The sequence below is a fragment of the Mesorhizobium sp. CA12 genome, from assembly GCF_020165255.1.
Classification (GTDB): Bacteria; Pseudomonadota; Alphaproteobacteria; order Rhizobiales; family Rhizobiaceae; genus Mesorhizobium.
In genome coordinates this window covers 704,366-725,357 of sequence record NZ_JAIUHT010000001.1, presented here as the reverse complement: position 1 = coordinate 725,357, position 20,992 = coordinate 704,366, and the positions used below count along the sequence as shown (strand labels likewise).

Annotated in this window: 16 protein-coding genes; 6 read left to right on the top strand and 10 right to left on the bottom strand. The window is 64.8% G+C overall.

What is annotated here, in order from left to right; translation table 11 throughout:
- Window positions 1–16: 16 nt before the first annotated feature.
- On the bottom strand, window positions 17–1,519 hold the full coding sequence (locus LB520_RS03440; protein WP_224636434.1) for a leucyl aminopeptidase: 1,503 nt from the start codon (window positions 1,517–1,519) through the stop codon (window positions 17–19).
- 260 nt (window positions 1,520–1,779) lie between these two features.
- On the opposite strand from LB520_RS03440, the gene LB520_RS03435 reads away from it, so the two are divergent.
- Entirely contained in the window at window positions 1,780–2,676 is an 897-nt protein-coding gene (locus LB520_RS03435; protein ID WP_095765261.1) for a LysR substrate-binding domain-containing protein, read from the top strand.
- Window positions 2,677–2,754: 78 nt separating this feature from the next.
- Here the strand turns inward: LB520_RS03435 and LB520_RS03430 are convergent, their stop codons facing one another.
- The 3 genes from LB520_RS03430 to LB520_RS03420 form a co-directional block, all read right to left on the bottom strand.
- The gene (locus tag LB520_RS03430) at window positions 2,755–3,021 is read right to left on the bottom strand and encodes a hypothetical protein (RefSeq protein ID WP_224636433.1); all 267 of its coding nucleotides are present in this window, start codon (window positions 3,019–3,021) and stop codon (window positions 2,755–2,757) included.
- Window positions 3,022–3,395: 374 nt separating this feature from the next.
- A complete protein-coding gene (locus LB520_RS03425; RefSeq protein WP_224636432.1) occupies window positions 3,396–4,604 on the bottom strand; it encodes an MFS transporter in 1,209 nt (402 codons plus the stop codon).
- A gap of 60 nt (window positions 4,605–4,664) precedes the next feature.
- Window positions 4,665–5,648 carry an AraC family transcriptional regulator gene (locus LB520_RS03420; protein ID WP_224636431.1) on the bottom strand — a complete coding sequence of 328 codons (984 nt, stop codon included), beginning with the start codon at window positions 5,646–5,648 and terminating at the stop codon, window positions 4,665–4,667.
- A 140-nt stretch (window positions 5,649–5,788) separates the two neighbouring features.
- Here LB520_RS03420 and LB520_RS03415 point away from each other — a divergent pair, with 140 nt between their 5' ends.
- Both LB520_RS03415 and LB520_RS03410 read left to right on the top strand, forming a co-directional pair.
- A complete protein-coding gene (locus LB520_RS03415; RefSeq protein ID WP_224532037.1) occupies window positions 5,789–7,624 on the top strand; it encodes a monovalent cation:proton antiporter-2 (CPA2) family protein in 1,836 nt (611 codons plus the stop codon).
- 9 nt (window positions 7,625–7,633) lie between these two features.
- Window positions 7,634–8,182 (top strand): DUF924 family protein, encoded by a 549-nt coding sequence (locus tag LB520_RS03410; RefSeq protein WP_224636430.1) that lies wholly within the window; start codon window positions 7,634–7,636, stop codon window positions 8,180–8,182.
- Between the two features lie 13 nt (window positions 8,183–8,195).
- Here LB520_RS03410 and folK read toward each other — a convergent pair whose 3' ends face one another.
- The 3 genes from folK to folP are packed head-to-tail and all read right to left on the bottom strand — an operon-like array spanning window position 8,196 to window position 9,908.
- Window positions 8,196–8,708 (bottom strand): 2-amino-4-hydroxy-6-hydroxymethyldihydropteridine diphosphokinase, encoded by a 513-nt coding sequence (gene folK, locus LB520_RS03405; RefSeq protein ID WP_224636429.1) that lies wholly within the window; start codon window positions 8,706–8,708, stop codon window positions 8,196–8,198.
- The gene (gene folB, locus LB520_RS03400) at window positions 8,692–9,051 is read right to left on the bottom strand and encodes a dihydroneopterin aldolase (RefSeq protein WP_095765255.1); all 360 of its coding nucleotides are present in this window, start codon (window positions 9,049–9,051) and stop codon (window positions 8,692–8,694) included. The genes folK and folB overlap by 17 nt, the downstream gene beginning before the upstream one ends.
- A 2-nt stretch (window positions 9,052–9,053) precedes the next feature.
- Window positions 9,054–9,908 carry a dihydropteroate synthase gene (gene folP / locus LB520_RS03395; RefSeq protein ID WP_224532040.1) on the bottom strand — a complete coding sequence of 285 codons (855 nt, stop codon included), beginning with the start codon at window positions 9,906–9,908 and terminating at the stop codon, window positions 9,054–9,056.
- An 84-nt stretch (window positions 9,909–9,992) separates the two neighbouring features.
- Here folP and LB520_RS03390 point away from each other — a divergent pair, with 84 nt between their 5' ends.
- Both LB520_RS03390 and LB520_RS03385 read left to right on the top strand, forming a co-directional pair.
- Window positions 9,993–10,613 (top strand): DUF922 domain-containing Zn-dependent protease, encoded by a 621-nt coding sequence (locus tag LB520_RS03390; protein ID WP_095765253.1) that lies wholly within the window; start codon window positions 9,993–9,995, stop codon window positions 10,611–10,613.
- 210 nt (window positions 10,614–10,823) lie between these two features.
- Window positions 10,824–12,308 carry an MDR family MFS transporter gene (locus tag LB520_RS03385; RefSeq protein WP_224636428.1) on the top strand — a complete coding sequence of 495 codons (1,485 nt, stop codon included), beginning with the start codon at window positions 10,824–10,826 and terminating at the stop codon, window positions 12,306–12,308.
- Between the two features lie 150 nt (window positions 12,309–12,458).
- Here LB520_RS03385 and LB520_RS03380 read toward each other — a convergent pair whose 3' ends face one another.
- From LB520_RS03380 to LB520_RS03370, 3 genes are all read right to left on the bottom strand, one after another.
- The gene (locus tag LB520_RS03380) at window positions 12,459–13,490 is read right to left on the bottom strand and encodes an NAD(P)/FAD-dependent oxidoreductase (protein WP_224636427.1); all 1,032 of its coding nucleotides are present in this window, start codon (window positions 13,488–13,490) and stop codon (window positions 12,459–12,461) included.
- A gap of 293 nt (window positions 13,491–13,783) precedes the next feature.
- Window positions 13,784–14,104, bottom strand: a complete 321-nt coding sequence (locus LB520_RS03375) for a 2Fe-2S iron-sulfur cluster-binding protein (RefSeq protein WP_095765250.1) — start codon at window positions 14,102–14,104, stop codon at window positions 13,784–13,786.
- 101 nt (window positions 14,105–14,205) lie between these two features.
- Complete coding sequence (locus LB520_RS03370) at window positions 14,206–14,574, bottom strand: Hpt domain-containing protein (RefSeq protein WP_140542794.1); 369 nt, start codon at window positions 14,572–14,574, stop codon at window positions 14,206–14,208.
- Between the two features lie 300 nt (window positions 14,575–14,874).
- Here LB520_RS03370 and LB520_RS03365 point away from each other — a divergent pair, with 300 nt between their 5' ends.
- Window positions 14,875–20,988, top strand: a complete 6,114-nt coding sequence (locus tag LB520_RS03365) for a kinesin (protein WP_224636426.1) — start codon at window positions 14,875–14,877, stop codon at window positions 20,986–20,988.
- Window positions 20,989–20,992 lie beyond the last annotated feature (4 nt).

Below are 20,992 nucleotides of genomic sequence, written 5' to 3'. Positions count from 1 at the left end.
TCGCCTAGTTCGCCGCCTAGCCGGACTGCACCCACTCTTCCAGCATCTGCACGCCGAAAGCCGTGGCGCCTTCCCGGCCCAGCGGCCGGTCCTTGTCGGCCAGTTCCTTGCCGGCAATGTCGAGATGCACCCAGGGACGATCCTCGGTGAAATTGCGCAGGAAGGCCGCGGCATAGGGCGCGTCGCCGTCTTCCATGTCCTTGGCGTGGTGACGGATGTCGGCGAAGGGCGATTGCAGCCCCTCGTCATAGGCCCGGTCGAGCGGCAGTTGCCAGAACCGCTCGCCGACCTTTTCCCCCGCCGCGATCATGCGCGAGGCGATGGTGTCGTCGGTGCTGAAAAGTCCGGCGAAGACCGAGCCGAGGCCCCGCATCACCGAATAGGTCAGCGTCGCCAGATCGACGATCACCGAGGGATTGAAGCGCGAAGCGGCATAATAGAGGCAGTCGGCCAGGATCAGCCGGCCTTCCGCATCCGTGTCGAACACTTCCACGGTCTGGCCCGACGCCGTCGTGATGATGTCGCGCGGCTTGAGCGCGGTGCCGGACGGCATGTTCTCGGCAATGCCAAGCACGCCGACGGCATGCACCGGGCTGCCTTGCCGGGCAAGCGCGATCAGCAGCCCGACAACGGCGGCCGCGCCGCCCATGTCGGCCTTCATGTCGAACATCTGCTCGCCGCGCTTTATGCACAGACCACCAGAATCGAAGCAGACGCCCTTGCCGACGAAAGCCAGCGGCTGCACGGGAGCGCCCTTGCCGCGATAGCGCAGGACCGCAACGCGCGGCGGTCGCGCCGAGCCGGAGCCGACGGCCAGGATCGCATTCATGCCGAGCTCCTTCAGCCGTGCCCCATCGAGGATCTCGACATCGATACCGGCCTCGCGCAGCGGCTCCAGGTGGTCGTGGAAATTGTCTGGGTGGAGATGGTTCGGCGGCAGGTTGACCAGCGTACGCGCATATTCGACGCCGTCCGCGATGGCATAGACCCGTGTCAGCGCCGCCTTCAGCTCCGGACCGGCCGCGCCGATCAATTGCACCCGCAAAGTGCGGTCGGCGCCTGCTCCCTGACGCCGGTTGCGCATGTCGAAACGATAGCGCCGCAGCCGCATGCCGAGCGCGACCCGCGCCAGTATTTCCGCTGCGGGCAGGTCGACACCTGCGAGCGGGTCCAGCATCAGGGTGGCCGCGCATTCGCCCTTGCCTTCCAGATGCTCCGCAAGCAAACCGCCGGCCCGCGCCAGGGAAAGCGTGGTTACAGCCTCGGCCTTGCCCAAAGCCAGCACCACCACGCGCCGGGCCGACATCGCCTTGGGGGTGATAACATCGACACAGGCGCCGGACTCCTCAAGCGCGGCCGGCTCGGAACACGCTCGGGACAAGATCCCGTCCATTTCAGCATCGAGCGCCGCTGCCCGGAGCCCAAAACCGTTTTGAGCGGTTTGCAGGATCACGACGACCGAGGTTTCCGCGGAAATCTCCTCCGCCGCTTCAAAGACCGGCGCCGGCGACTGAGGCATAGAAGCTCATTCTCCCATTCTGGGGCGCCCCGCCGAGGCTCAGCTGGCGTCATACGCAAAGCTTCGCCGGTCCCCGGCGGAAGCCGGTCATACCGGTTTCCGCCGCTGGTGGAATGGCATCGGAGTGCCCAAACAATCGTTTTCGGATGGCGACTTGGTCGCTCTTGCCTTTTGGGTATCCCCGAACCGGCCAAGCGATCAAACGCCAATTTTGCCCAAGTCGATTGACAAAAACTCAACTGACATTTCATGATCGGCCAATGGCCCTGCCCTCACTCAATGGCATGCGCGCTTTCGAGGCCGCCGCGCGTCTCGGCAGCATCAAGGATGCAGCGGAAGAGCTGCATTTGACGCCCTCGGCCGTCAGCCGCCACATCCGCGCGCTCGAGAAGAACCTTGGCCAGGAGCTGTTCGAGCGCGGCTTTCGCCAGATCACACCGACCATCAGGGGCTCATATTATGCGCGCGGCCTCTCCGAAGCATTCGAGGCTATCTGGCGCGCCACCGACGATGTCAGCTTCGTCCATGGTCACGGCAGGACCCAGCGGGTCAGGGTTCTCTGCGTGCCGGCGGTTTTGAACCTTTGGCTGGCGGACCGGCTGCCGAATTTCCGCAAGCTGCATCCGTCCGTGAACCTGGAGATCTCGACGTCGGGCAAGCGCGCCAACTTCGATTTGGCCATTGTCGACGAGTTCGTCTACAAGGCCGGCCCGGCCCTGACGCTGCTGATCCCGCTCGTTCTGACGCCAGTCTGCGCGCCGTCGCTGCTTGAGGGACCGGTGCCGCTCAGAACGCCCGCCGATCTGGTCAATCATCACCTCATCCACGAATGCGAGAGCATGCGCTGGCGGCGCTGGCTGGAACAGGAAGGCGTTCTGGACGCCACGCCGAAATCCAGCACGACGCTCGATGACTGCACCTTGATCATGCGCGAGGTGATAAACGGCGCGGGGATCGCTTTGGCCGACACCATGATGGCGCAGGACCTTTTGCAGCAAGGCAAGCTTGTCGCCCCGTTCAGCGCCCGCCACACCTATCCCGCCGGAATCTACCTGCACCAGCGCCGCAGCATCGGAAACAAGCCAGGCACCGGCCTGTTCCAGGATTGGCTGCTCGCCGAGATCGCCGACCATAAGCGCACGATGGGTATCGCATAGCGCGTCTCCTCCGAAGCGCCGCGCAAGAAAAAGGCGGCGACCGACCGGCCACCGCCTTCGAATTGTCGACGGCTGGGCTCAACCCTTGATGGTGGCGGTCAGCTCGTCATAGGCCTTGCAGGCTTCGTCGAGCGTCGTGGCGCCCTGATATTTCGTCGTCACAGCCTGCACCTTGGCGGTCAAATCAGCCGCCTTGCTCGGATCCTTGGTGACGGCTTGCTGGAGCGCGGCAGCCATGTCCTGCGCCTTCTTGGCGGCGATTTCCTGCGTGCATTCCGGGCCCTTGGAGCAAGCCGACCCGGCCAACGCCGCAACACCGATGGCAACGAGCAAAAACTTCTTCATGTCAATCATCTCCTCAAAAAAGGCAGCCGCCCATCGCCGCTGCCTCCACTGGCCGAAGCCGAACGTGCCATAACCGCTGATTGTGGCGTGACGCAACGACCGGGCCGCATAAACTTGTGTAATCGGGTTGCAACGTCGCGGCGTCCGTGTTGAGGCCGCCCGATGCATGTCGCCCAAAGCGCGCAGCGGTTTTGGGTCGACGACAGGCATAAAGCAACAAGCTAAAGCGCGTCGTACGAGGCCATTCAGGCGCGACGGCTTTAGAGCAATCCCAGGAAATGTGCGAAACGGTTTTCAGCCCCGAAAACAAAGAGATAGTGCGTCTCACCGTTTTCGTGAAACGATGAGACGCTCCATGTCAGCTGGAGCAAAGTTCACTCGCGAGGCTGTAGCAGCGCCAGCACGACGGTCAATGCGGCAAGGACGGCGGTAAGGGTCAAAGGTCCCGTGGCGCCATGGGTATCCACGACATAGCCGCCGACAACCGCGCCGATGGTGATGGCAACCTGGAAGGAGACGACCATCAGGCTACCCGCAGCTTCCAGCGCATCAGGTGCCGCGCGGGACAGATTGGTCGGCAGCACCACCGGCGCCATGCCGAAGGCCAAGCCCCAAAGCGTGACGAATGTGAACGCGACGCCAATGTGCACGCCCCAAAGCACCAATGCCAGCGCCGCAAACGCCATCAATGCGGCGTTGCCCGCGAGCGCCATGCGGATATTGGCGTCGGCCATACGGCCGCCGGCGACGTTGCCGATCACAGCCGCGATGCCAAATCCGAGCAGGGCCAGGGCAATTGGCCCGGTGGCGAGGAGCGTCACGTGTTCGAGGAAGGGGCGCACATAGACAGAGCCGGCAAAATGCCCCGTCATCAGCAAAAGAATGGCCAGCATGCCGAGTTGGATGCCACGCCGCCGTGTCAGCCGAAATACATCCGCAAGACTATTGCTGGCCGTGGCAGGCAGGGTCGGCAGGCTAACCAACTGCAGCAGCATGGCAATCACCGCCAACCCCGCCGTCAAGGCCATGGCGCTGCGCCATCCCAGCCAGTCGCTGATCAACGCCCCCATTGACGGGGCGGCAATGGTGGCGAGCGAGACGCCGAGGGTGACGATGCCCATGCCCCGACCTGTCGCATTGGCGCCGACCAGCCTGGCCACGACGGCAACCGAGAGTGCCCAGAATGCGCTGAGAGCGATTCCGAGCCCGGCCCTGCCCAGCAGCAACAGCCAGAAATTGGGCGCTAGCGCGGCAAGGAGGTTGGAACCGACCGCCAAGGCGCTGAGGCCAACCAGCACCGTCTTGCGGTTCAATCGTCCGATGAGAACATTGCTCAACATGGCCGTCACGGCGCCGACCGAAGCCGTGGCGGTGACGACCTGTCCGGCGGTTCCTTCGCTGATGCCGAGGTCCCGCGCCATCGGCGTCAGCAGGCCTGCCGGCAGGAATTCGGCTGATACCAGGGCAAAGCTGGTGGCCGCCAATGAAATGACCGCAAACCAGGTGGCTGCGTTCCACGGGGCTGGCGCGGCGTCATCGAGGTCTATCGCCGCGTCTTCAAGCTGTAAAGTTGTGTCTGTCACTGAAAGATCTCCAAAGTCTGGAGGTCTTCAATAGACGAGTCTTCTCGGATGATATGTATCTTATAATCCGAAATTCATGTCCGTTCGTCCGGGAATTGTGCGGCGCACAACGCCTGGCGAGACATTGGTGATGCGTTTGAACGCGCGCGCGAAGGATGCTTCGCTATCATAGCCCAAACGGGTAGCGACCTCGGCAACCGACAGGCCGTTTTGCCCGAGCAACTCGCGGGCAAGCTGCATCCGCAGACGGGCGAGATAGTGGGCAGCGCCCTCCCCTAACACAGCGCTGAAGCGCTCGGCGAAAATCGAGCGCGATTGGCCTGCCAAGGCGGCAAGGCTTTCCAGGGTCCAGTTATGCCCGGGGTCTCGATGCATGGCTGCCAGAGCGCGGCCGATATGGGGGTCGCGGATGGCTGCAAGCCAGCCGGTGGTCGAAGCTCCAGTGCAATTGACCCAGCAGCGGATAAGCCGGGCGGTCAGCAAGTCCGCCATGCGGGACAGAATCGTGGCGCTGCCCATCTGCGGTTGCGCGGCCTCCGCCGTCATAGCCGCCAGCAAAGGACGGACGACCGGATCGTTGCCGGCCACATCGCACCCCTTGATAATAGATGGCATCAACGTGATCAGTGGATTGAGCGCACAGACGCCCAGGGCCATGGAGCCGCAGAAAAGGGTGCTTGTCGCGCCCGTCCCTTCCCGCACCACCTCACAGACATTGCTCCCCAACCTGGTAACCTGGCAACTCTCGAGCGAGTCGTCGACAACGTCCGGCGCACTAGCCAGCCGATGGGCGATGCCTTGCGGCAACAGCACCAGATCGCCATCGCGCAACTCCTGCCAGCCTTCCGCTTCGGTATAAATCCAGCATGGACCCTGGCCGACAAAGTGAAAGCGAAGCAGCTTCTGTTGCGGAAAGGCGATGCTCCATGGATGCCGGAGCTCGCAGCGGCCATAGTTGACCCCACTCAAACGAAAGTCCTGTAGGACTTCGCTGAGCGCATCCATCGGGATATGCAGAGGCGGGCGGGACGAATAGTCAGGCATTCGGCTACTGTATATGCCGAACGTCCGGCAGGCAAGCGGAGGCCGCTTCAACGGCACCCTACCCTTCAAGTCAGTCCGCCCGCCCTTGCCTCTCGCTCCCGGGGCATGCAAGGAGTGCTTCGAGCAACGGGACGACAGGCATGGCAGTTGAAGCGTCGAGTAGCGATCTGGTGCAGGTTGTGGCGCTGCTCGCCGCGGGCGTCGTCGCTGTGCCGATCTTCAAGCGCATGGGACTGGGCTCGATCCTCGGCTACCTCGCCGCCGGCGTGGTCATCGGTCCGTTCGGCCTGCGCATCTTTTCTGAATCGGAAGCAATCCTCCACGTCGCCGAGCTCGGCGTCGTAATGTTCCTGTTCATCATCGGGCTGGAGATGCAGCCGTCGCGGCTCTGGGGCCTGCGTCGCGAGATTTTCGGCCTGGGTGCCTTGCAGGTCGGCGTCTGCGCGGTGCTTTTGACACTGGTCGGACTGGCCGGCGGCTTTCCCATCGCGCAGTCCTTCGTCGCCGGCGCCGGCTTCGTCCTGACCTCGACGGCGATCGTCATGCAGTTGCTCGAAGAGCGCGGCGAGATCGCCACGCCGAAAGGCCAGCGCATCGTCTCCATCCTGCTGCTCGAAGACCTGATGATCGTGCCGCTGCTCGCGCTTATCGCATTCCTTGCACCCGGCGGCGCCGAAACCAGCCTTTCGGAGCGGCTGACCGAAGTCGGGATCGGCATCGCCGCGATCGTGGGACTGGTCGTGGCCGGCCGTTACCTGCTCAATCCGCTCTTCCGCATCCTGGCCGATGCCCGCGCCCGCGAGGTCATGACCGCCGCGGCGCTGCTGGTGGTGCTGGGATCGGCCCTGGCCATGCAGCTCTCCGGCCTGTCGATGGCGATGGGCGCCTTCCTCGCCGGCGTGCTGTTGTCGGAATCGACCTTCCGCCACCAGCTCGAAGCCGATATCGAGCCGTTCCGCGGCATCCTGCTCGGCCTGTTCTTCCTCGCCGTCGGCATGTCGCTCGACCTTGGCGTCGTAGCCCAGAACTGGCGGCTCATCGCCATCTATGTCGTCGCCTACATGGTCATGAAGGCATTCGGCATCTACGTCGTCGCGCGCATTCTGAAAAGCGGCCATCGCGAGGCGCTCGAACGCGCCGTCTTCATGGCGCAGGGCGGCGAGTTCGCCTTCGTGCTCTATTCGTCCGCTGCCGCAGTCGGCATCATCGACGGCCAGGCCAACGCCACGCTGACTGCCATCGTCATCATCTCGATGGTGCTGACGCCGCTCGCGATCTTGGCGCTGCGTTACCTCACCCCGCGCGACGAGCAGTCCCTCGACGGCGTCGACATCGCCGACGGCCTCACCGGCAGCGTGCTGATCATCGGCTTCGGCCGCTTCGGCCAGATCGCCAGCCAGCCGCTTTTGCTGCGCGGGATGGACGTCTCGATCATCGACAACGAGGTGGAGATGATCCAGGCGGCGGCCGATTTCGGCTTCAAGGTCTATTACGGCGACGGCACGAGGCTGGACATCCTGCATGCGGCTGGCGCCGGGCGCGCCCGCGCGGTGCTGATCTGCGTCGACAAGCCCGACGCCGCCGTGCGCATCGCGCAGCTTATCAAGGCCGAATTTCCACTGGTCACCATCCTGGCGCGCGCCTTCGACCGCGGCACCGCGCTGCAGCTCGTGCGCGCCGGCGTCGACTATCAGCTGCGCGAGACCTTCGAATCGGCGCTGGTCTTCGGCGGCTCCGCGCTGGAGGCGCTTGGCGTCGATCCCGAGGAGGTCGCCGAAGTCATTGAGGATGTGCGACGCCGCGACGAAGCGCGCTTCGAGACGCAATTGGCCGAGGGCGTGCGCGCCGGCCAGCGTTTCCTCAAGGGCAATATCGGCACGCCGATCCCGACGCCGCTCACGCAGCCACGCCGCGCCGGCCGCGCGCTGAACCAGGAAACCGCCGTCGTGCTGAACCAGGCAGAGACCAAGAACTGAGAGGCAAATATGGCAGAGCTTGATCCGCGAGCGCTTTCGGTCATCGCATTCTGGCGCGACGCCGGCGAGGACGCCTGGTTCGAAAAGAGCGACGCCTTCGATGCCGATTTCCGCGGCCGCTTTCTCGAGCTGCATTACGCCGCTGCGCGGCGCGAATGCGACGACTGGAATGCGCATGCCGAAGGGTCGCTGGCGTTGATGATCCTGCTCGATCAGTTCCCGCGCAACTGCTTCCGCGGCACCGGCCACATGTACGCGACCGATCCGCTCGCCAGATACTTCGCCGACAGGGCAATCGCCGCCGGTCAGGACCTCAAGCTGGAAGAACCGGTTCGCGTCTTCCTCTATTTGCCCTTCGAGCATTCCGAATTGCTGGCGGATCAGGAACGGTCGGTGGAACTCACCGCCAAGCGAGCGCCGGACTATCTTAAATACGCCAATGAGCATCTGGAGATCATCCAGCGCTTCGGTCGCTTTCCGCACCGCAACCGCATGCTCGGCCGCGCGACGACGGCCGAGGAGCAGGCTTTTCTGGACGGCGGCGGGTTTTCCGGCTAACCGGCCGGCTGACCTAAGCGAGCCACCATTCGCGGCCCGAAGGCAGCCGCTCGATGCCGGACGTATCGACGGCTTCGAGCCGCTCCGATACGCTTCTGCCGCCGACGGAAAGCCCTGGCGCGATCTCGGCCAGCGGCGCCAGCACGAAGGCGCGTTCTAGCATGCGCGGATGCGGCACTTCGAGGCCGGTCTCGTGGATCACCCGGTCGCCGAACACCAGGATGTCTATATCGATGAGGCGCGGCCCCCAGCGCTCCTCGCGCACGCGCTTCAGCCGCTTCTCGACATCGAGGCAAAGCCCAAGCAGCGCGCGTGGCGAAAGCGCCGTCTCGATCGCGGCGGCGGCATTGAGGAAATCGGGCTGGTCGAGCTTGCCCCAAGGAGGCGTGCGGTAGAGCGACGAGACGGCGGTGACGCGCGTCGCGTCGTCGCCGTCCAGCATGCGCAATGCCGCGCCCATGGACTTCGCCGGCTCGCCGAGATTGCCGCCGAGACTGAGGTAGACGGCGCTATTCTGGCCAGACAACGGTCACCTCGACATGATCGAGCACGCCCGGCACCGGGGCGTTCGGCTTGCGCACGGTGATCGCGGCTTTCCTGATCTGCGAGAATCGCGCTGTCAGCGCCTTCGCCACCTCCAGCGCCAGCGCCTCGATCAGGAAGCGGCGATGTCCGGTCACGATCTTTTCGATAACCGAGAAGGCGACGCCATAATTGACGGTGTCTTCGATGGAATCCTCAGTCAGCGGCCGGCTGGGCTCGACCGTCAGCTCGGCATCGACGTAGAAACGCTGGCCAAGCGTCTCCTCCTCGTCCAGCACGCCGTGGCGGGCGAAGAAGGCGCAGTTCTTCATGCGGATGAGGTACATGATCAGTGTCCGGGAGGAAGCTCGGTTTCGCGTTGAAGCATAGCATCGGTGACCGCCAGCGCATCCACGTTGATTGCGACATCGTGGACGCGAAACAGGTCGGCTCCCTTCAAGCGCAGGATGACACTGGTGGCCGCCGTGCCGGCAGCCCGTTCCGCGGGATCGCGCCCGGTGGCGGTGCCGATGAAGCGCTTGCGCGAGGTTCCGGCCATCAACGGGTAGCCGAGCGCCTGAAGCTCGGAAAAACGCGCCATCAGGTCGAGGTTTTCCTCCGCCGTTTCCTTGGCGAAGCCGAAGCCGGCATCGAGCACGATCTGGCTGTCGGCGACATTGCCGGCGCGCGCGATCTCCAGCGATTTGCGCAGGAACAGGAACTGGTCCTCGATCACGTCGGGCAGCTTCTGCCGTTCGCGCCCGGTATGCATGATGACGAGCCCGGCGCCTGTCTCGGCCGCGACGCGCGCGATGCCCGGCTCACGTTGCAGCCCCCAGACGTCGTTGACGATATGGGCGCCGGCGGCGACGCCAAGCCGCGCGGTGTCCTCGCGATAGGTGTCGACCGAGATCAGCGCCTCGCCGGAAGCGGCGAGCGCCGCGATGACCGGCAGCACGCGCGCCTGTTCTTCCTCGGCGGAGATCGGGGCGAAACCGGGCCGCGTCGATTCCCCGCCGACGTCGATGATCGCCGCGCCCTGCTTCACCATGCGGTGCGCCTGCTCCAGCGCCTTCTCGGGCGCGATGAACAGGCCGCCGTCCGAAAAGCTGTCGGGCGTCACGTTGAGGATGCCGGCGACGACCGCCTTCGGACCGAGGTCGAGATAGCGTCCATGCGCCAGCTGCCATCGCCTTGTCGTCATTGTCCATCAACCATGCGTGATCCGCGCGAAATCAATTCCGTTGCGCTGGCGACGGCCCTAAAGCAAGGTGCGTGAAGAGGCAATATGATGAACCGCTCCCTGCTCTGCGCCCTGATGCTCTCGCTCACTGCCCTGCCGGCGGGCGCGGCCAGTCTGGTCAAGACCTACAGCTATTTCAGCGTCGGCGGCCGCACGCTCGACGATATCCAGAACCAGCTGTCGAGAAACGGCCCCGAGGTGAAGAGCACCGGCTCGCGGCATCCCGGCGCCACGCAAATGGCCTTCACCACCCGCATCAGCTACGCGCAGAGCGCCGGGTCCTGCCGCATCGCCGACGCGGCCGTCACCTTGAAGGTCAAGGTAATCCTCCCCGAATGGCGGCGCCCGCGCAAATCCGATCCCGGCGTCAGGCTGGTCTGGGACACGCTCTCGGCCGACATCAAGCGGCATGAGGAGCGCCATGTCGAGATCGCCAAGAACCATGCGCGCCTGCTCGAGGATGCGCTGAAGGCACTCCCACCGCAAAAGACCTGCGAGCAGGCGAAGCTCAACGCCGCCGCGGTCCAGGCAGCCGAGCTCGCCAGGCACGATCAGGACCAGGTCCGCTTCGACCGCGTCGAGAGCGTCAATTTCGAAAGCCGTATCCTTCGGCTGATGCGCTACCGGATGGAGCGTGTCGAAGCCGGCCAGCTGCCGCCGCCTTGACTTGAGAGCCGAGCCCTGTCCGGGGCCAATTTCATCCAAGCATGGTGCCAGACCGGAAAAACTTTCGAGTGATGGTCGAAATCGGCCTATATCGAACGACATAATGCGGGTTCGAAGCGCCAAAGCCTCGGGTCCACGATGAGAAATGACAGGTGCGTCCGGCCAAAGCCGTCTTGGCGCACCAAGCACCAGCCTTTGAAAGAATGACGCATGGACCAGACCGTCGAGAACCAGGCGATGGCGCCGAAAGCCGCGCCGATGATGAGCGAGAGCGAGAAGAATGCCATCATCGGCGGCGTGCTGTTGTCGATGCTGCTGGCGGCCCTCGATCAGACCATCGTAGCCCCTGCCCTGCCGACGATCGCCGGCGCGCTCGGCCATGCCGAATATCTGCCGTGGATCGTCACCGGCTATCTTCTGACCGCGACCGCGATGGCGCCGCTCTACGGCAAGATTTCCGATGTCTACGGGCGCCGCCCTGTCATCTACGCCGCCATCCTCGTCTTCCTGCTCGGGTCGCTGGTCAGCGCGCTCGCTCCCAACATGCTGGTGCTGGTCATCGGCCGCGCCATCCAGGGCGCCGGCGGCGGCGGTCTCTTCGCGCTGGCCCAGACGGTCATAGGCGACCTCGTGCCGCCGCGCGAGCGCGCCCGCTATGCGGCCTGGATCGCAGGCACATGGGCGGTCGCCAGCGTCGCCGGCCCGCTGCTCGGCGGCGTGTTTGCCGAGCATCTGCACTGGTCGCTGATCTTCTGGATCAACCTGCCGATCGGCTTCCTGGCCATGGCCATCGTCAACAACCCGCTGAAGAAGCTACCGATCGCGGCCAAGAACCATCGCATCGACGGCTTGGGCGCCGTGCTGCTGGTTATCGCCACAACGCTTCTGCTCCTGGCGCTCAGCTGGGGCGGCAGTGCCTATCCCTGGTTTTCCCGCGAAATCCTTGGGCTGGTTGCCTGTTCGGCGGTGTTCTGGGCCTTCTTCGCGCTCAGGCTGCTCAAGGCGGCCGAGCCTTTGATCTCGCTCGAAGTCTTGGGCAACCCGATCGTGCTCGCCGGCACGTTGTCGATGTTCCTCTTGCAGGCCGCAAATATCGGCGCCTCGGTATACCTGCCGGTCTATCTGCAATCGGTCGTCGGGCTTTCGGTCAGCGAATCCGGCACCGCGATGCTCGGCCTCCTGCTCGGCACGGTCGCCGGCGCGACCTTCAGCGGCCGCACGATCCCGCGCTTTGTCCACTACAAGCGCATCGCGATGATCGGCGTCGGCCTGGCCATCGTCTGCATCGGCGTGCTCAGTGCCATTGCGGAACACGCCTCGCTGCTCGAGGTGGAAATCCTGACCACTCTGATCGGCCTGGGCAGCGGAACGACATTCCCGGTTGCCACCGTCTCGGTCCAGAATGCCGTCGATCGCGCGCATCTCGGTGTCGCGACGGGCGTTCTGACCTTCCTGCGCACGCTGGGCGGCGCGCTCGGCGTGGCCATGCTCGGCGCCGTCGCGCTCGGCTACGGCCTGCCATTGTCCTCAGAAGGCTCGCACACGCATATCCATCAGGCATCGGCGTTGCCGTTCGTGATGATCTTCGTCGCCGCCGGAGCAACGCTCGTTCTGGCGCTGATCACGCTGGGCTTGATGCCCGAAAAGGAACTGCGCGGCCACGACGAGCAAACCGCGCCCGCGCTTGCGGAGTAGATCGCTTGAAGGTGTGTTGAGATTCAGGTCAGGCCGAGTCGAGAAGGGCAGTTTCCGAGAACCGGAGCGGAGCGTACTTGAAGTACGTGAGCACCGGAAGCGCAGGAAGCTGCCGTTCGCAGTCCGGCATCACCTGAATATCTATACGCCTTAATCATGCACGCCGAGCTTCTTCTGCAGGCTGGTCGACGAGGTCGTATACTGAAAGACGATGCGCTCGCCCGGGCTGACGATCCGCTTGGCGGCCTGCGCCATCAGCGCCACCTCATGGAAGCCTGACAGGATCAGCTTGAGCTTGCCCGGATACCAGTTGATGTCGCCGACGGCAAAGATACCCGGGATCGACGTCTGGAACTTCTCGGTGTCCACGGGGATCAGGTTCTCGTGAAGGTTGAGGCCCCATTCGGCGATCGGCCCGAGCTTCATGGTGAGGCCGAAGAATGGCAGCATGCGGGTGCACGGCACCTCGACGTCGCCATCCGGGCCGCCCTTGATGGTCGCCGACGACAGCTGACCGCCGCCGCCCGCAAGGCCGCTGACCTGGCCGACCAGGAATTCGAGCTGCTTCATCTCATGCATGGCATACATCTTGTTGACGCTGTCGGGCGCGGCCCGGAATTCCGGGCGGCGATGCACCAGCGTCACGCTCTTGGCGATCGGCTGCAGGTTGAGCGTCCAGTCGAGCGCCGAATCGCCGCCGCCGACGATGACGAGATCGTGGCCGCGAAATTCCTCCATGCGTCGGACCGAATAGAAGACGCTCTTGCCTTCGTACTCCTCAATGCCCGGAATGGGCGGACGCTTGGGCTGGAACGAGCCGCCGCCAGCGGCGATCACCACCACCTTGGCCTCGGACAATTCACCTTCGTCGGTAGCGACGCGGAAACTGCCGTCCTCCAGCTGTTCAAGGCTCGACACCATGCGGTTGAAGGTGAAGTCCGGCTTGAACGGATGGATCTGCTCCATGAGCTTGTCGACCAGGCCTTGCGCGGAGATCATCGGCCAGCCTGGAATGTCGTAGATCGGCTTTTCAGGATAGAGCTCGGCGCATTGGCCACCGGGACGATCGAGAATGTCGATCAGATGGCATTTCATGTCGAGCAGACCGAGCTCGAACACGGCGAACAGGCCGATCGGCCCTGCCCCGACAATGAGAACGTCCGTTTTGATGGTATCGGTCATGCGCTGCGCCCTGATTGGGAATGCGGCGAGACTGCATGAGCTATGGGCCGCTGCCAAGCTGCCGGCGCGAAAGAATATTGGGAAGCAGCCAAGGTGTGACGAGATTCAGGTCAGGCCGAGTCGGAGTCGAAGACGGGCGCAAAGCGACCATACTGGGTGACGTCCGAGAACCGGCCTACGCCGGCCGTAGCTTATTTTAACCGCCACGCCATTCGTGAGTGCTTCGGCCGGCAAAGGCCGAAGCGCAGGAAGTCGCCATTTGCAGGCCGGCCTCACCTGAATATCGACGCGCCTTAACCCTGGCGCGCGGGGACCCGAACCACCAGCCCGTCCAGCGCGTCGCGCACCTTGATCTGGCATGAGAGGCGTGAGTTCGGCTGGACCTCGTAGGCGAAGTCCAGCATGTCCTCCTCCATCGCCTCCGGCTCGCCGACCTCCGCTGTCCATGCTTCGTCGACATAGACATGGCAGGTCGCGCAGGCACAGGCGCCGCCGCATTCGGCTTCGATGCCGGGCACCGCGTTGCGGATTGCATTTTCCATCACCGTCGAGCCGTTTTCGGCTTCCACGTCAAATCGGGTCCCGTCATGGGCGATGTAAGTCAGCTTGGTCATTAAGTCACCTGAGGAGTCGCAGCCGAGATAATCACTCTGCCGGACAAGTCAACTGCGGCGCGAAAGCGCCACGAAATGACGTTTTTCAGAAAGGCGGGATACTAGCGGCTGATGCCGGCGATGAAGTCGCGCACTTCCTCGATCAGCGTGCTGAGCCGCTTGAGCGCCCGGACGTCTTCCGGCTGGGTTTCAATGATCGCCGCGCAGTCGGCCACCGCAAAGGCGCCGATACCGCGCGCCGAGCCTTTCAGGCCATGCGCCAGAAGCACCCTTTGCCTCGCGTCGGCATCCGCGATCTGGTCACGGACCGACAGCGACTGGTGCACGAACAGCGCCAGCACCTCGCGTTCGAGGTCGCGGTCGCCCATTGTCTGGCGTGCCAGATGGCCGAGATCCACCGGTCGGGCTCCAGCCGTTCCGGAGGCGTCGCCCCCCGGCATGGAAAACGCAATACCACTTTCGCCACGCATACGCACTGCAACTCCATCAAGCGGGCAGACGGGCCCACGAAAATAGGCGCTCCCGGTCGCCAACGGGTTAACGACTGCAGGGAAAAATGTTGTCACGGAGGCAGCCGGATCACGTCTCCGTTAACCTTATATTTAAAGTTTTACGTATCGCCTGGAATGCATGTTTTCTTTACCCCTGTGTGTCATTACGATACGAAGGTCCATTTTTCAGCCTCCTGCGCGGGATAGACAAGCCAGAATCGGGCCAGAATCAGGCCAAAATCATAAGTCCCGCGGCAGCTAGTACAGGGTAGCGAAGGCATGGCTAAGAAACCAACGACGACGAAGTCTCTCGAGAATGACGTGGCCGCGGAACTGGAAAAGGCGCTTGACCTTGACCTTAACGGCGACGAAGGCGGCCTCGACATGGCGGCGTCGATGGAGGATCTCGAGGCGCAGATTTCGGCGGCGGCCGACGAGCTGGCGCGCGAAGGGCGCAGCCATAGGACGGAGCCGGCAAACAATCCCCAGCCTGCCAACCCCCAGCCTCCGAGGGCGCCCGCTGCAAAGCCGGCCGAGTTGCGCCCGGTCGAGCCGCGCAATGGGCAGCCGTCCGGCTTTACGCCTCCAGCCGGCTTCACGCCCGCCAATGATGACCGACAGAAGGACTACAAGACGCTGCTGCACAGCCTCAATCGCCGTGCGTCCAGCACCGTCTACTGGGTGATCGCCTTTATCTCGCTGGCCTGGATCGCCGGCGCCGGCGGCCTGGCCAACCTGTTGTTCGGTCCCGGCATCTGGAAGATCCGTACCGTCGACCAGTTCTTCGCCCGTCCCGAGTTGATCGGCCTGGCGGTTGCCGCGATCGTTCCGGTCATCCTGTTCTGGGCTTTCGCCGCCATGATCCGGCGCGCGCAGGAAATGCGCCTCGCCGCGCAATCCATGACCGAGGTCGCCTTCCGCCTGGCGGAGCCCGAAAACCTCGCCCAGGACCGTGTCATGATGATCGGCCAGGCCGTTCGCCGCGAGGTGGCGGCCATGGGCGAAGGCATCGAGCGCACCCTGGCCCGCGCGGTTGAGCTCGAAACGCTCGTCCACGGCGAAGTCAGCCAGCTCGAACGCTCCTATTCCGAGAACGAGGCCCGCATCCGTTCGCTGGTCGACGGTCTCGGCAGCGAGCGCGAGGCGGTCGTCACCCATGCCGAGCGCGTGCGCGCCTCCATCGCCAGCGCTCACGAGACGCTGCGCGACGAGATCGGCTCGGCCAGCGACATCATCCGCGACTCGATCCTCAACGCGTCGACCAAGCTGTCGATGACGATCAACAATTCCGGCGACACGCTGATCGACCGCATCAATGAAAGCTCGACGTCGATCTTCGATTCGGTGGAATCGCGCCTTGACAACATCACGGACCGTCTTTCGACCTCCGGCGAGGCCTTCGCGAGCCTTCTCGACACCCGTATCGCCAAGCTCACCGACACCACGGACGGCCTGACACGCTCGCTGACCGACCTGCTCGACGACCGCACCAACGGCATGGTCTCGCTACTCGGCGGCGCGGCGCGTACCTTGAGTTCGGAGTTCGAGACGAGCCTCAGCGGCATCGAACGGACCCTGGCCGAACGCGGTCAGGCGCTGATCAGCGAATTCCAGACCCGCGCCGAGGCGCTCGACACCGGTACGCAGAAACTCAACGCCGCCCTCGAAGCCCGCGCCCGCCAGATCAACGAGACGCTGGTCGAGCGCGCCCGCGAGATCGCGCACACCTTCGCCGAGAGCAAGGACCAACTGTCGTCGATGATCGACCAGGGCAAGACGCAGATCGGCGCCGACATGGCGGACATCATCTCGTCGACCTCTTCCATGCTCGAAGCCCGCGCCACCGACTTCGCCGGACGCATGGAAGCGGCCCGGCATGTCGTGTCGCGCTCATTCGATTCCGACATCCAGCGGCTGGCCGATGCCCGTGTCGGCATCGAGGAAGCCGTCGAGAACCACAGCCGCGCGCTTTCGGAGAGCCGCGAGCGCATGGCGGCCGCCATGCAGGAGGACCTGGCGAAATTCGCCGAAGGCCGCGTGGCAATCGATGCCGCCGTCACCAACCAGGTGCAGAAGCTGGCAGAAGGCCGCAGCCTGATCTCGCGCGCGCTGGAAGAAGACCTGCGCAAGGTCAACGAGTCGCGCGCTGCCATCGATGCGTCGCTGGGCAGCCATCTGGAGCGGCTCGAAGAAGGCCGCAACCGCCTGTCCCAGGTCTTGAACGAAGACTCCGGCAGGCTCGTCCAAGCTCGTACTATGATTGACGAAATGGTCGCCGGCCATGTCGGGAAGCTGGCCGAAGGCCGCAACATCCTGGCGCGCGCCCTGGAGGCCGATCTCAACAAGCTGCAGGACAGCCGCGCCTCCATCGACGGCCTTGTCGCCGGTCAGGTCGAGAAGATCGCCGAGGGCCGCGCGGTGCTCGCCAAAGCGCTCGAGACCGACATCATCGGCATCCGTGGCCTGATCGAGACCCACTCGACCAAGCTCGCCGAGGACCGCGGCGAGCTCAGCCGCGCCCTTGAAAGCGATCTGAGCGGCATCCGCGGCCTGATCGACAGCCACGCCGGCAAGCTCGCCGAGGACCGCAGCCTGCTGTCGCACACGCTGGAAGCCGACCTCGCCAAGCTCGCCGAAAGCCGCGCCTCGATCGACGGCCTTGTCGCCGGCCAGGTCGAGAAGCTCGCCGAAGGCCGCGACATCCTCAAGCGTGCCCTGGAAGCCGACCTCAACGCCATCAAGGGTGCCATCGCGGGACATTCGGACAAGGTGCTGGAAGATCGCTCACAGCTTTCGAAAGCGCTTGAAACCGACCTGCAGGCCGTCAGCGGCGCCATCGCCGACCATCAAAACAGGCTCGTTCAGGACCGTTCCGTGCTGTCGAAGTCGCTGGAGGACGATCTCGCCAAGCTGGCGGAGAGCCGCTCCAGCATCGATGGGCTGGTCGCCGGCCAGGTCGAGAAGCTCGCCGAAGGCCGCGACATCCTCAAGCGCGCGCTGGAGGCCGACCTCAACACAATCCAGTGCGCGATCGTCGATCATTCGCAGAAGATCACCGACCATCGCGCCGAGCTTTCGCGTGCGCTGGAGACCGATATGGCTAATGCCAGCGGCCTCATGCAGACCCATGCCGACCAACTGTCGCAGAACCGGGCGACGCTGTCCAAGGCGCTCGAGGACGATCTTGCCAAGCTCGCCGAGAGCCGCGCCGGCATCGACGGCCTGGTCTCCGGCCAGGTCGAGAAGCTCGCGGAAGGCCGCGACATCCTCAAGCGTGCGCTGGAAGCCGACCTCGCCAAGCTCGCCGAAAGCCGTTCCTCGATCGACGGCCTGGTCGCCGGCCAGGTCGAGAAGCTCGCCGAAGGCCGCGATATCCTTAGGCGCGCCCTCGAAGCGGACCTTCAGAAGCTGACGGAAAGCCGCTCGGAGATCGACGACGTCATCGCCGGCCATGTTGGCAAGCTGTCCGAGGGCCGCAACATGCTGGCCAAGGCCCTCGAGGACGATCTCGTCAAGCTTGCCGATGCGCGCAAGGACGTCGACCGTTCGGTTTCCGGCCATATCGACCAGATCGCTGCCCGAAGCAGCGATATCTCGGCGGCGATTGCCGCCGATGTCGAGAAGATCGAGCAGGCCTTCAGCCGGCAGACCGGTGTCATCGAGGAGCGCGCCGGCACCATGGAGCGTGCGCTGTCGACCGGCGTCGACAATGTCCGCGGCGTGCTGGAAAAGACCGCTGTGTTCGTGGCGGGCGCGCTGCGCGACAAGGTCATGGAGATCACCAGCACCCTGCACGAGCAGGCCGGTGCGGCTTTCAGCGACGCCGACCGCAAGATCGCCGAACGCGCCGAGCAGACGTCCGCCGCGCTGCTTGCCAGGGCCGAGGACATCGCGCAGGCTTTCGAGGCGGCGGACCGCCGCCTGCACGAGCGCGCCCAGGATACTTCCAACATGCTGATGGCGCGAGCCGACGACGCCTCCAACTCGCTCATGGCCCGCGCCGAGGAAACCGCCGACAAGCTGGCCGCACGCGCCGGCGACATCGCCAACACCTTCGATGCAGCCGACCAGAAGCTGGTTGCCCGCGCCGTCGAGACGGCGCAGTCGCTGGCCGCCCGTGCCGGCGACATCCTGCGCAACTTCGAGGGCGCCGACGAGCGGCTTTCGATGCGCATCAGCGAATCGGCCGAAGCGCTGGCCGCCCGCGCCTCGGACCTCGGCCGCATCTTCGACAGCGCCGACCAGCATCTGATCTCGCGTATTGCCGAGGGCTCGGAGGCACTGTCGTCGCGGGCGTCCGAAATTGCCCGCATCTTCGACGACGCCGACAGCCGTTTGGTGTCGCGTATCGCCTCGAGCACCTCGACCATCGGCGAGCATGCCGACACGATCGTCGGTGCCTTCGCCGCGACCGAACAGCGCGTCGCCGACCGTGCCCGCCAGACCGGGCAGGAGCTTGCCGTGCATGCCCGCGAGATCGAGCAGGCGCTGGCGGGAGCCGACGAGCGGCTGGCCGCAAGCGCCTCGGCCGCGGCCGCCCGTGTCGAGGACCAGGTGGCGAGCGTGGAAAACCGCCTCGCCTACAGCGCCGAGACCATGGGCCAGAAGCTCAACGAGCAGGTCTCCAGCGCCGAGGCCCAGCTCATCTCGCGCGCCAATGTCATCGCCGAGACCTTCACGGCGGTCGGCCAGCATATCGGCCAGAGCACCAACGAGGCCGCGCGCACGATCGGCGCCAACACCCGCGAGCTCAACACCATGCTCGCGGCGCGTTCGGCAGAGATGGCGAAAATCCTCGACGAGACGGCCAAACCGCTGGTCGAGCGCTTCGCCCAGGGCGGCTCCGAGCTGCAGCGCAGCATGGAAGAGGTCACCGAACGGGCGGCCGAGAAGCTGCGCAGCGAGAACACGAACCTCGTCAACGCTCTCGCCAGCCGCACGGCCGAGACGCTGTCGGCCGTCGAAGGCGCCCGCTCGTCGCTTGCCGACAGCGTGGCCGATCTTATCGGCCGCATGACGACCTCCAGCGCGCAACTCGGCCAATTGATCGACCAGGCTGCCGTCAATCTCGGCCAGGTCGAGGAGCGGCTCTCCGGCAGTACGCAGAGCTTCGCCGCGACCACGGAGAAGGCCGCCCAGACTTTCGCCAGTTCGGCGCGTCTGGTCGATTCCAACACGACACGGCTCACCGACCTGTCCTCGGCGACGCTGCGCGAGGTGGCCTCGATCGCGACCAAGTTCGACGAACACAGCCGGTTGCTCTCCAGCGCCTCGAATTTGCTCAGTTCCGCGCAAAGCAATCTTGAGCACACGCTGGAGCGTCAGTCCTCGCTGGAAGACCTCGCCGTCGGCCTGGTCAAGAAGTCGGAAGACCTCGAGAAGGTGATGCGCTCCTTCGAAAACCTCGTCGGCCAGACGATGCAGACTGCGGAGGGCCGCACGATGGAATCGGCGGAAAAGATCCGCGCCGCCATCGCCGACGTCGTCGATTCGGCGACACGGCGCTTTGCTGACGCGACCGAAGAGATGCGTCGCACCGCAGGCTCGATCAAGAGCGAGCTCGACCTTACCCGCGCCGAGCTGAAGAAGGGCGTGATCGAGATGCCGGAGGAGGCTAAGGAATCGACCTCGGCCATTCGTCGCGCTGTCGCAGAGCAAATCAATGCGCTCAAGGAACTGTCGGATATCGTTGCGAAATCCGGTCGCAGCGGCAGCAGCGAACAAGGCGAGCCACGCGGCCTGCGCCCTGCTCCGCAGGCGCCGGCCCGAGCCGCCGAACCGCCGCTGCGCCGTCCCCCGGCCCCGCAGCCACAGCAGCAATCGCAACCAACGGCCCGCGCTCCGCAGGCGCCGCTCGCGGAGACCACGCTGCGCGGCACGCTCGATCTTGAACGCCCCGCCGAGGCGCCGCGCCGCGATCCGAACGGCAAGCCCGCGCAGGGCGGATGGGTGCGCGACCTCCTGACCAATGCGTCGCGTGAGGAAGAGCTGCGGCCGGCAACGCCGGCGGAAGCGCCGCGCGCGACGCCTGCCCAGCGCTCGCCGCTGCATGTCATGGAGTCGCTCAACTCGCTCTCCGTCGACATCGCGCGGGCCATCGACCATGACGCCTCGATCGAGCTCTGGAACCGCTACCGGCGGGGCGAGCGCGACGTCTTCACCCGTCGCCTCTACACGCTGAAGGGCCAGCAGACCTTCGACGAGATCCGCCGCAAGTATCAGGCCGAGGCGGAATTCCGCGCCGCGGTCGACCGTTACTGCGAGGATTTCGAGAAGCTGCTCAAGGATGTCTCGCGCAACGACCGCGACAACATCATGGCGCAGACCTATCTGACGTCCGACACAGGCAAGGTCTACACGATGCTGGCCCATGCCAGCGGCCGGCTGCAGTGAGCGG

What these genes read in the sequence shown, in the direction of transcription:
- LB520_RS03440 (WP_224636434.1), bottom strand. Translation starts at nt 1,519, where the DNA reads ATGCCTCAGTCGCCGGCGCCGGTCTTTGAAGCGGCGGAGGAGATTTCC.
- LB520_RS03435 (WP_095765261.1), top strand. Translation starts at nt 1,780, where the DNA reads ATGGCCCTGCCCTCACTCAATGGCATGCGCGCTTTCGAGGCCGCCGCG.
- LB520_RS03430 (WP_224636433.1), bottom strand. Translation starts at nt 3,021, where the DNA reads ATGAAGAAGTTTTTGCTCGTTGCCATCGGTGTTGCGGCGTTGGCCGGG.
- LB520_RS03420 (WP_224636431.1), bottom strand. Translation starts at nt 5,648, where the DNA reads ATGCCTGACTATTCGTCCCGCCCGCCTCTGCATATCCCGATGGATGCG.
- LB520_RS03415 (WP_224532037.1), top strand. Translation starts at nt 5,789, where the DNA reads ATGGCAGTTGAAGCGTCGAGTAGCGATCTGGTGCAGGTTGTGGCGCTG.
- LB520_RS03410 (WP_224636430.1), top strand. Translation starts at nt 7,634, where the DNA reads ATGGCAGAGCTTGATCCGCGAGCGCTTTCGGTCATCGCATTCTGGCGC.
- folB (WP_095765255.1), bottom strand. Translation starts at nt 9,051, where the DNA reads ATGTACCTCATCCGCATGAAGAACTGCGCCTTCTTCGCCCGCCACGGC.
- folP (WP_224532040.1), bottom strand. Translation starts at nt 9,908, where the DNA reads ATGACGACAAGGCGATGGCAGCTGGCGCATGGACGCTATCTCGACCTC.
- LB520_RS03390 (WP_095765253.1), top strand. Translation starts at nt 9,993, where the DNA reads ATGATGAACCGCTCCCTGCTCTGCGCCCTGATGCTCTCGCTCACTGCC.
- LB520_RS03385 (WP_224636428.1), top strand. Translation starts at nt 10,824, where the DNA reads ATGGACCAGACCGTCGAGAACCAGGCGATGGCGCCGAAAGCCGCGCCG.
- LB520_RS03380 (WP_224636427.1), bottom strand. Translation starts at nt 13,490, where the DNA reads ATGACCGATACCATCAAAACGGACGTTCTCATTGTCGGGGCAGGGCCG.
- LB520_RS03375 (WP_095765250.1), bottom strand. Translation starts at nt 14,104, where the DNA reads ATGACCAAGCTGACTTACATCGCCCATGACGGGACCCGATTTGACGTG.
- LB520_RS03370 (WP_140542794.1), bottom strand. Translation starts at nt 14,574, where the DNA reads ATGCGTGGCGAAAGTGGTATTGCGTTTTCCATGCCGGGGGGCGACGCC.
- LB520_RS03365 (WP_224636426.1), top strand. Translation starts at nt 14,875, where the DNA reads ATGGCTAAGAAACCAACGACGACGAAGTCTCTCGAGAATGACGTGGCC.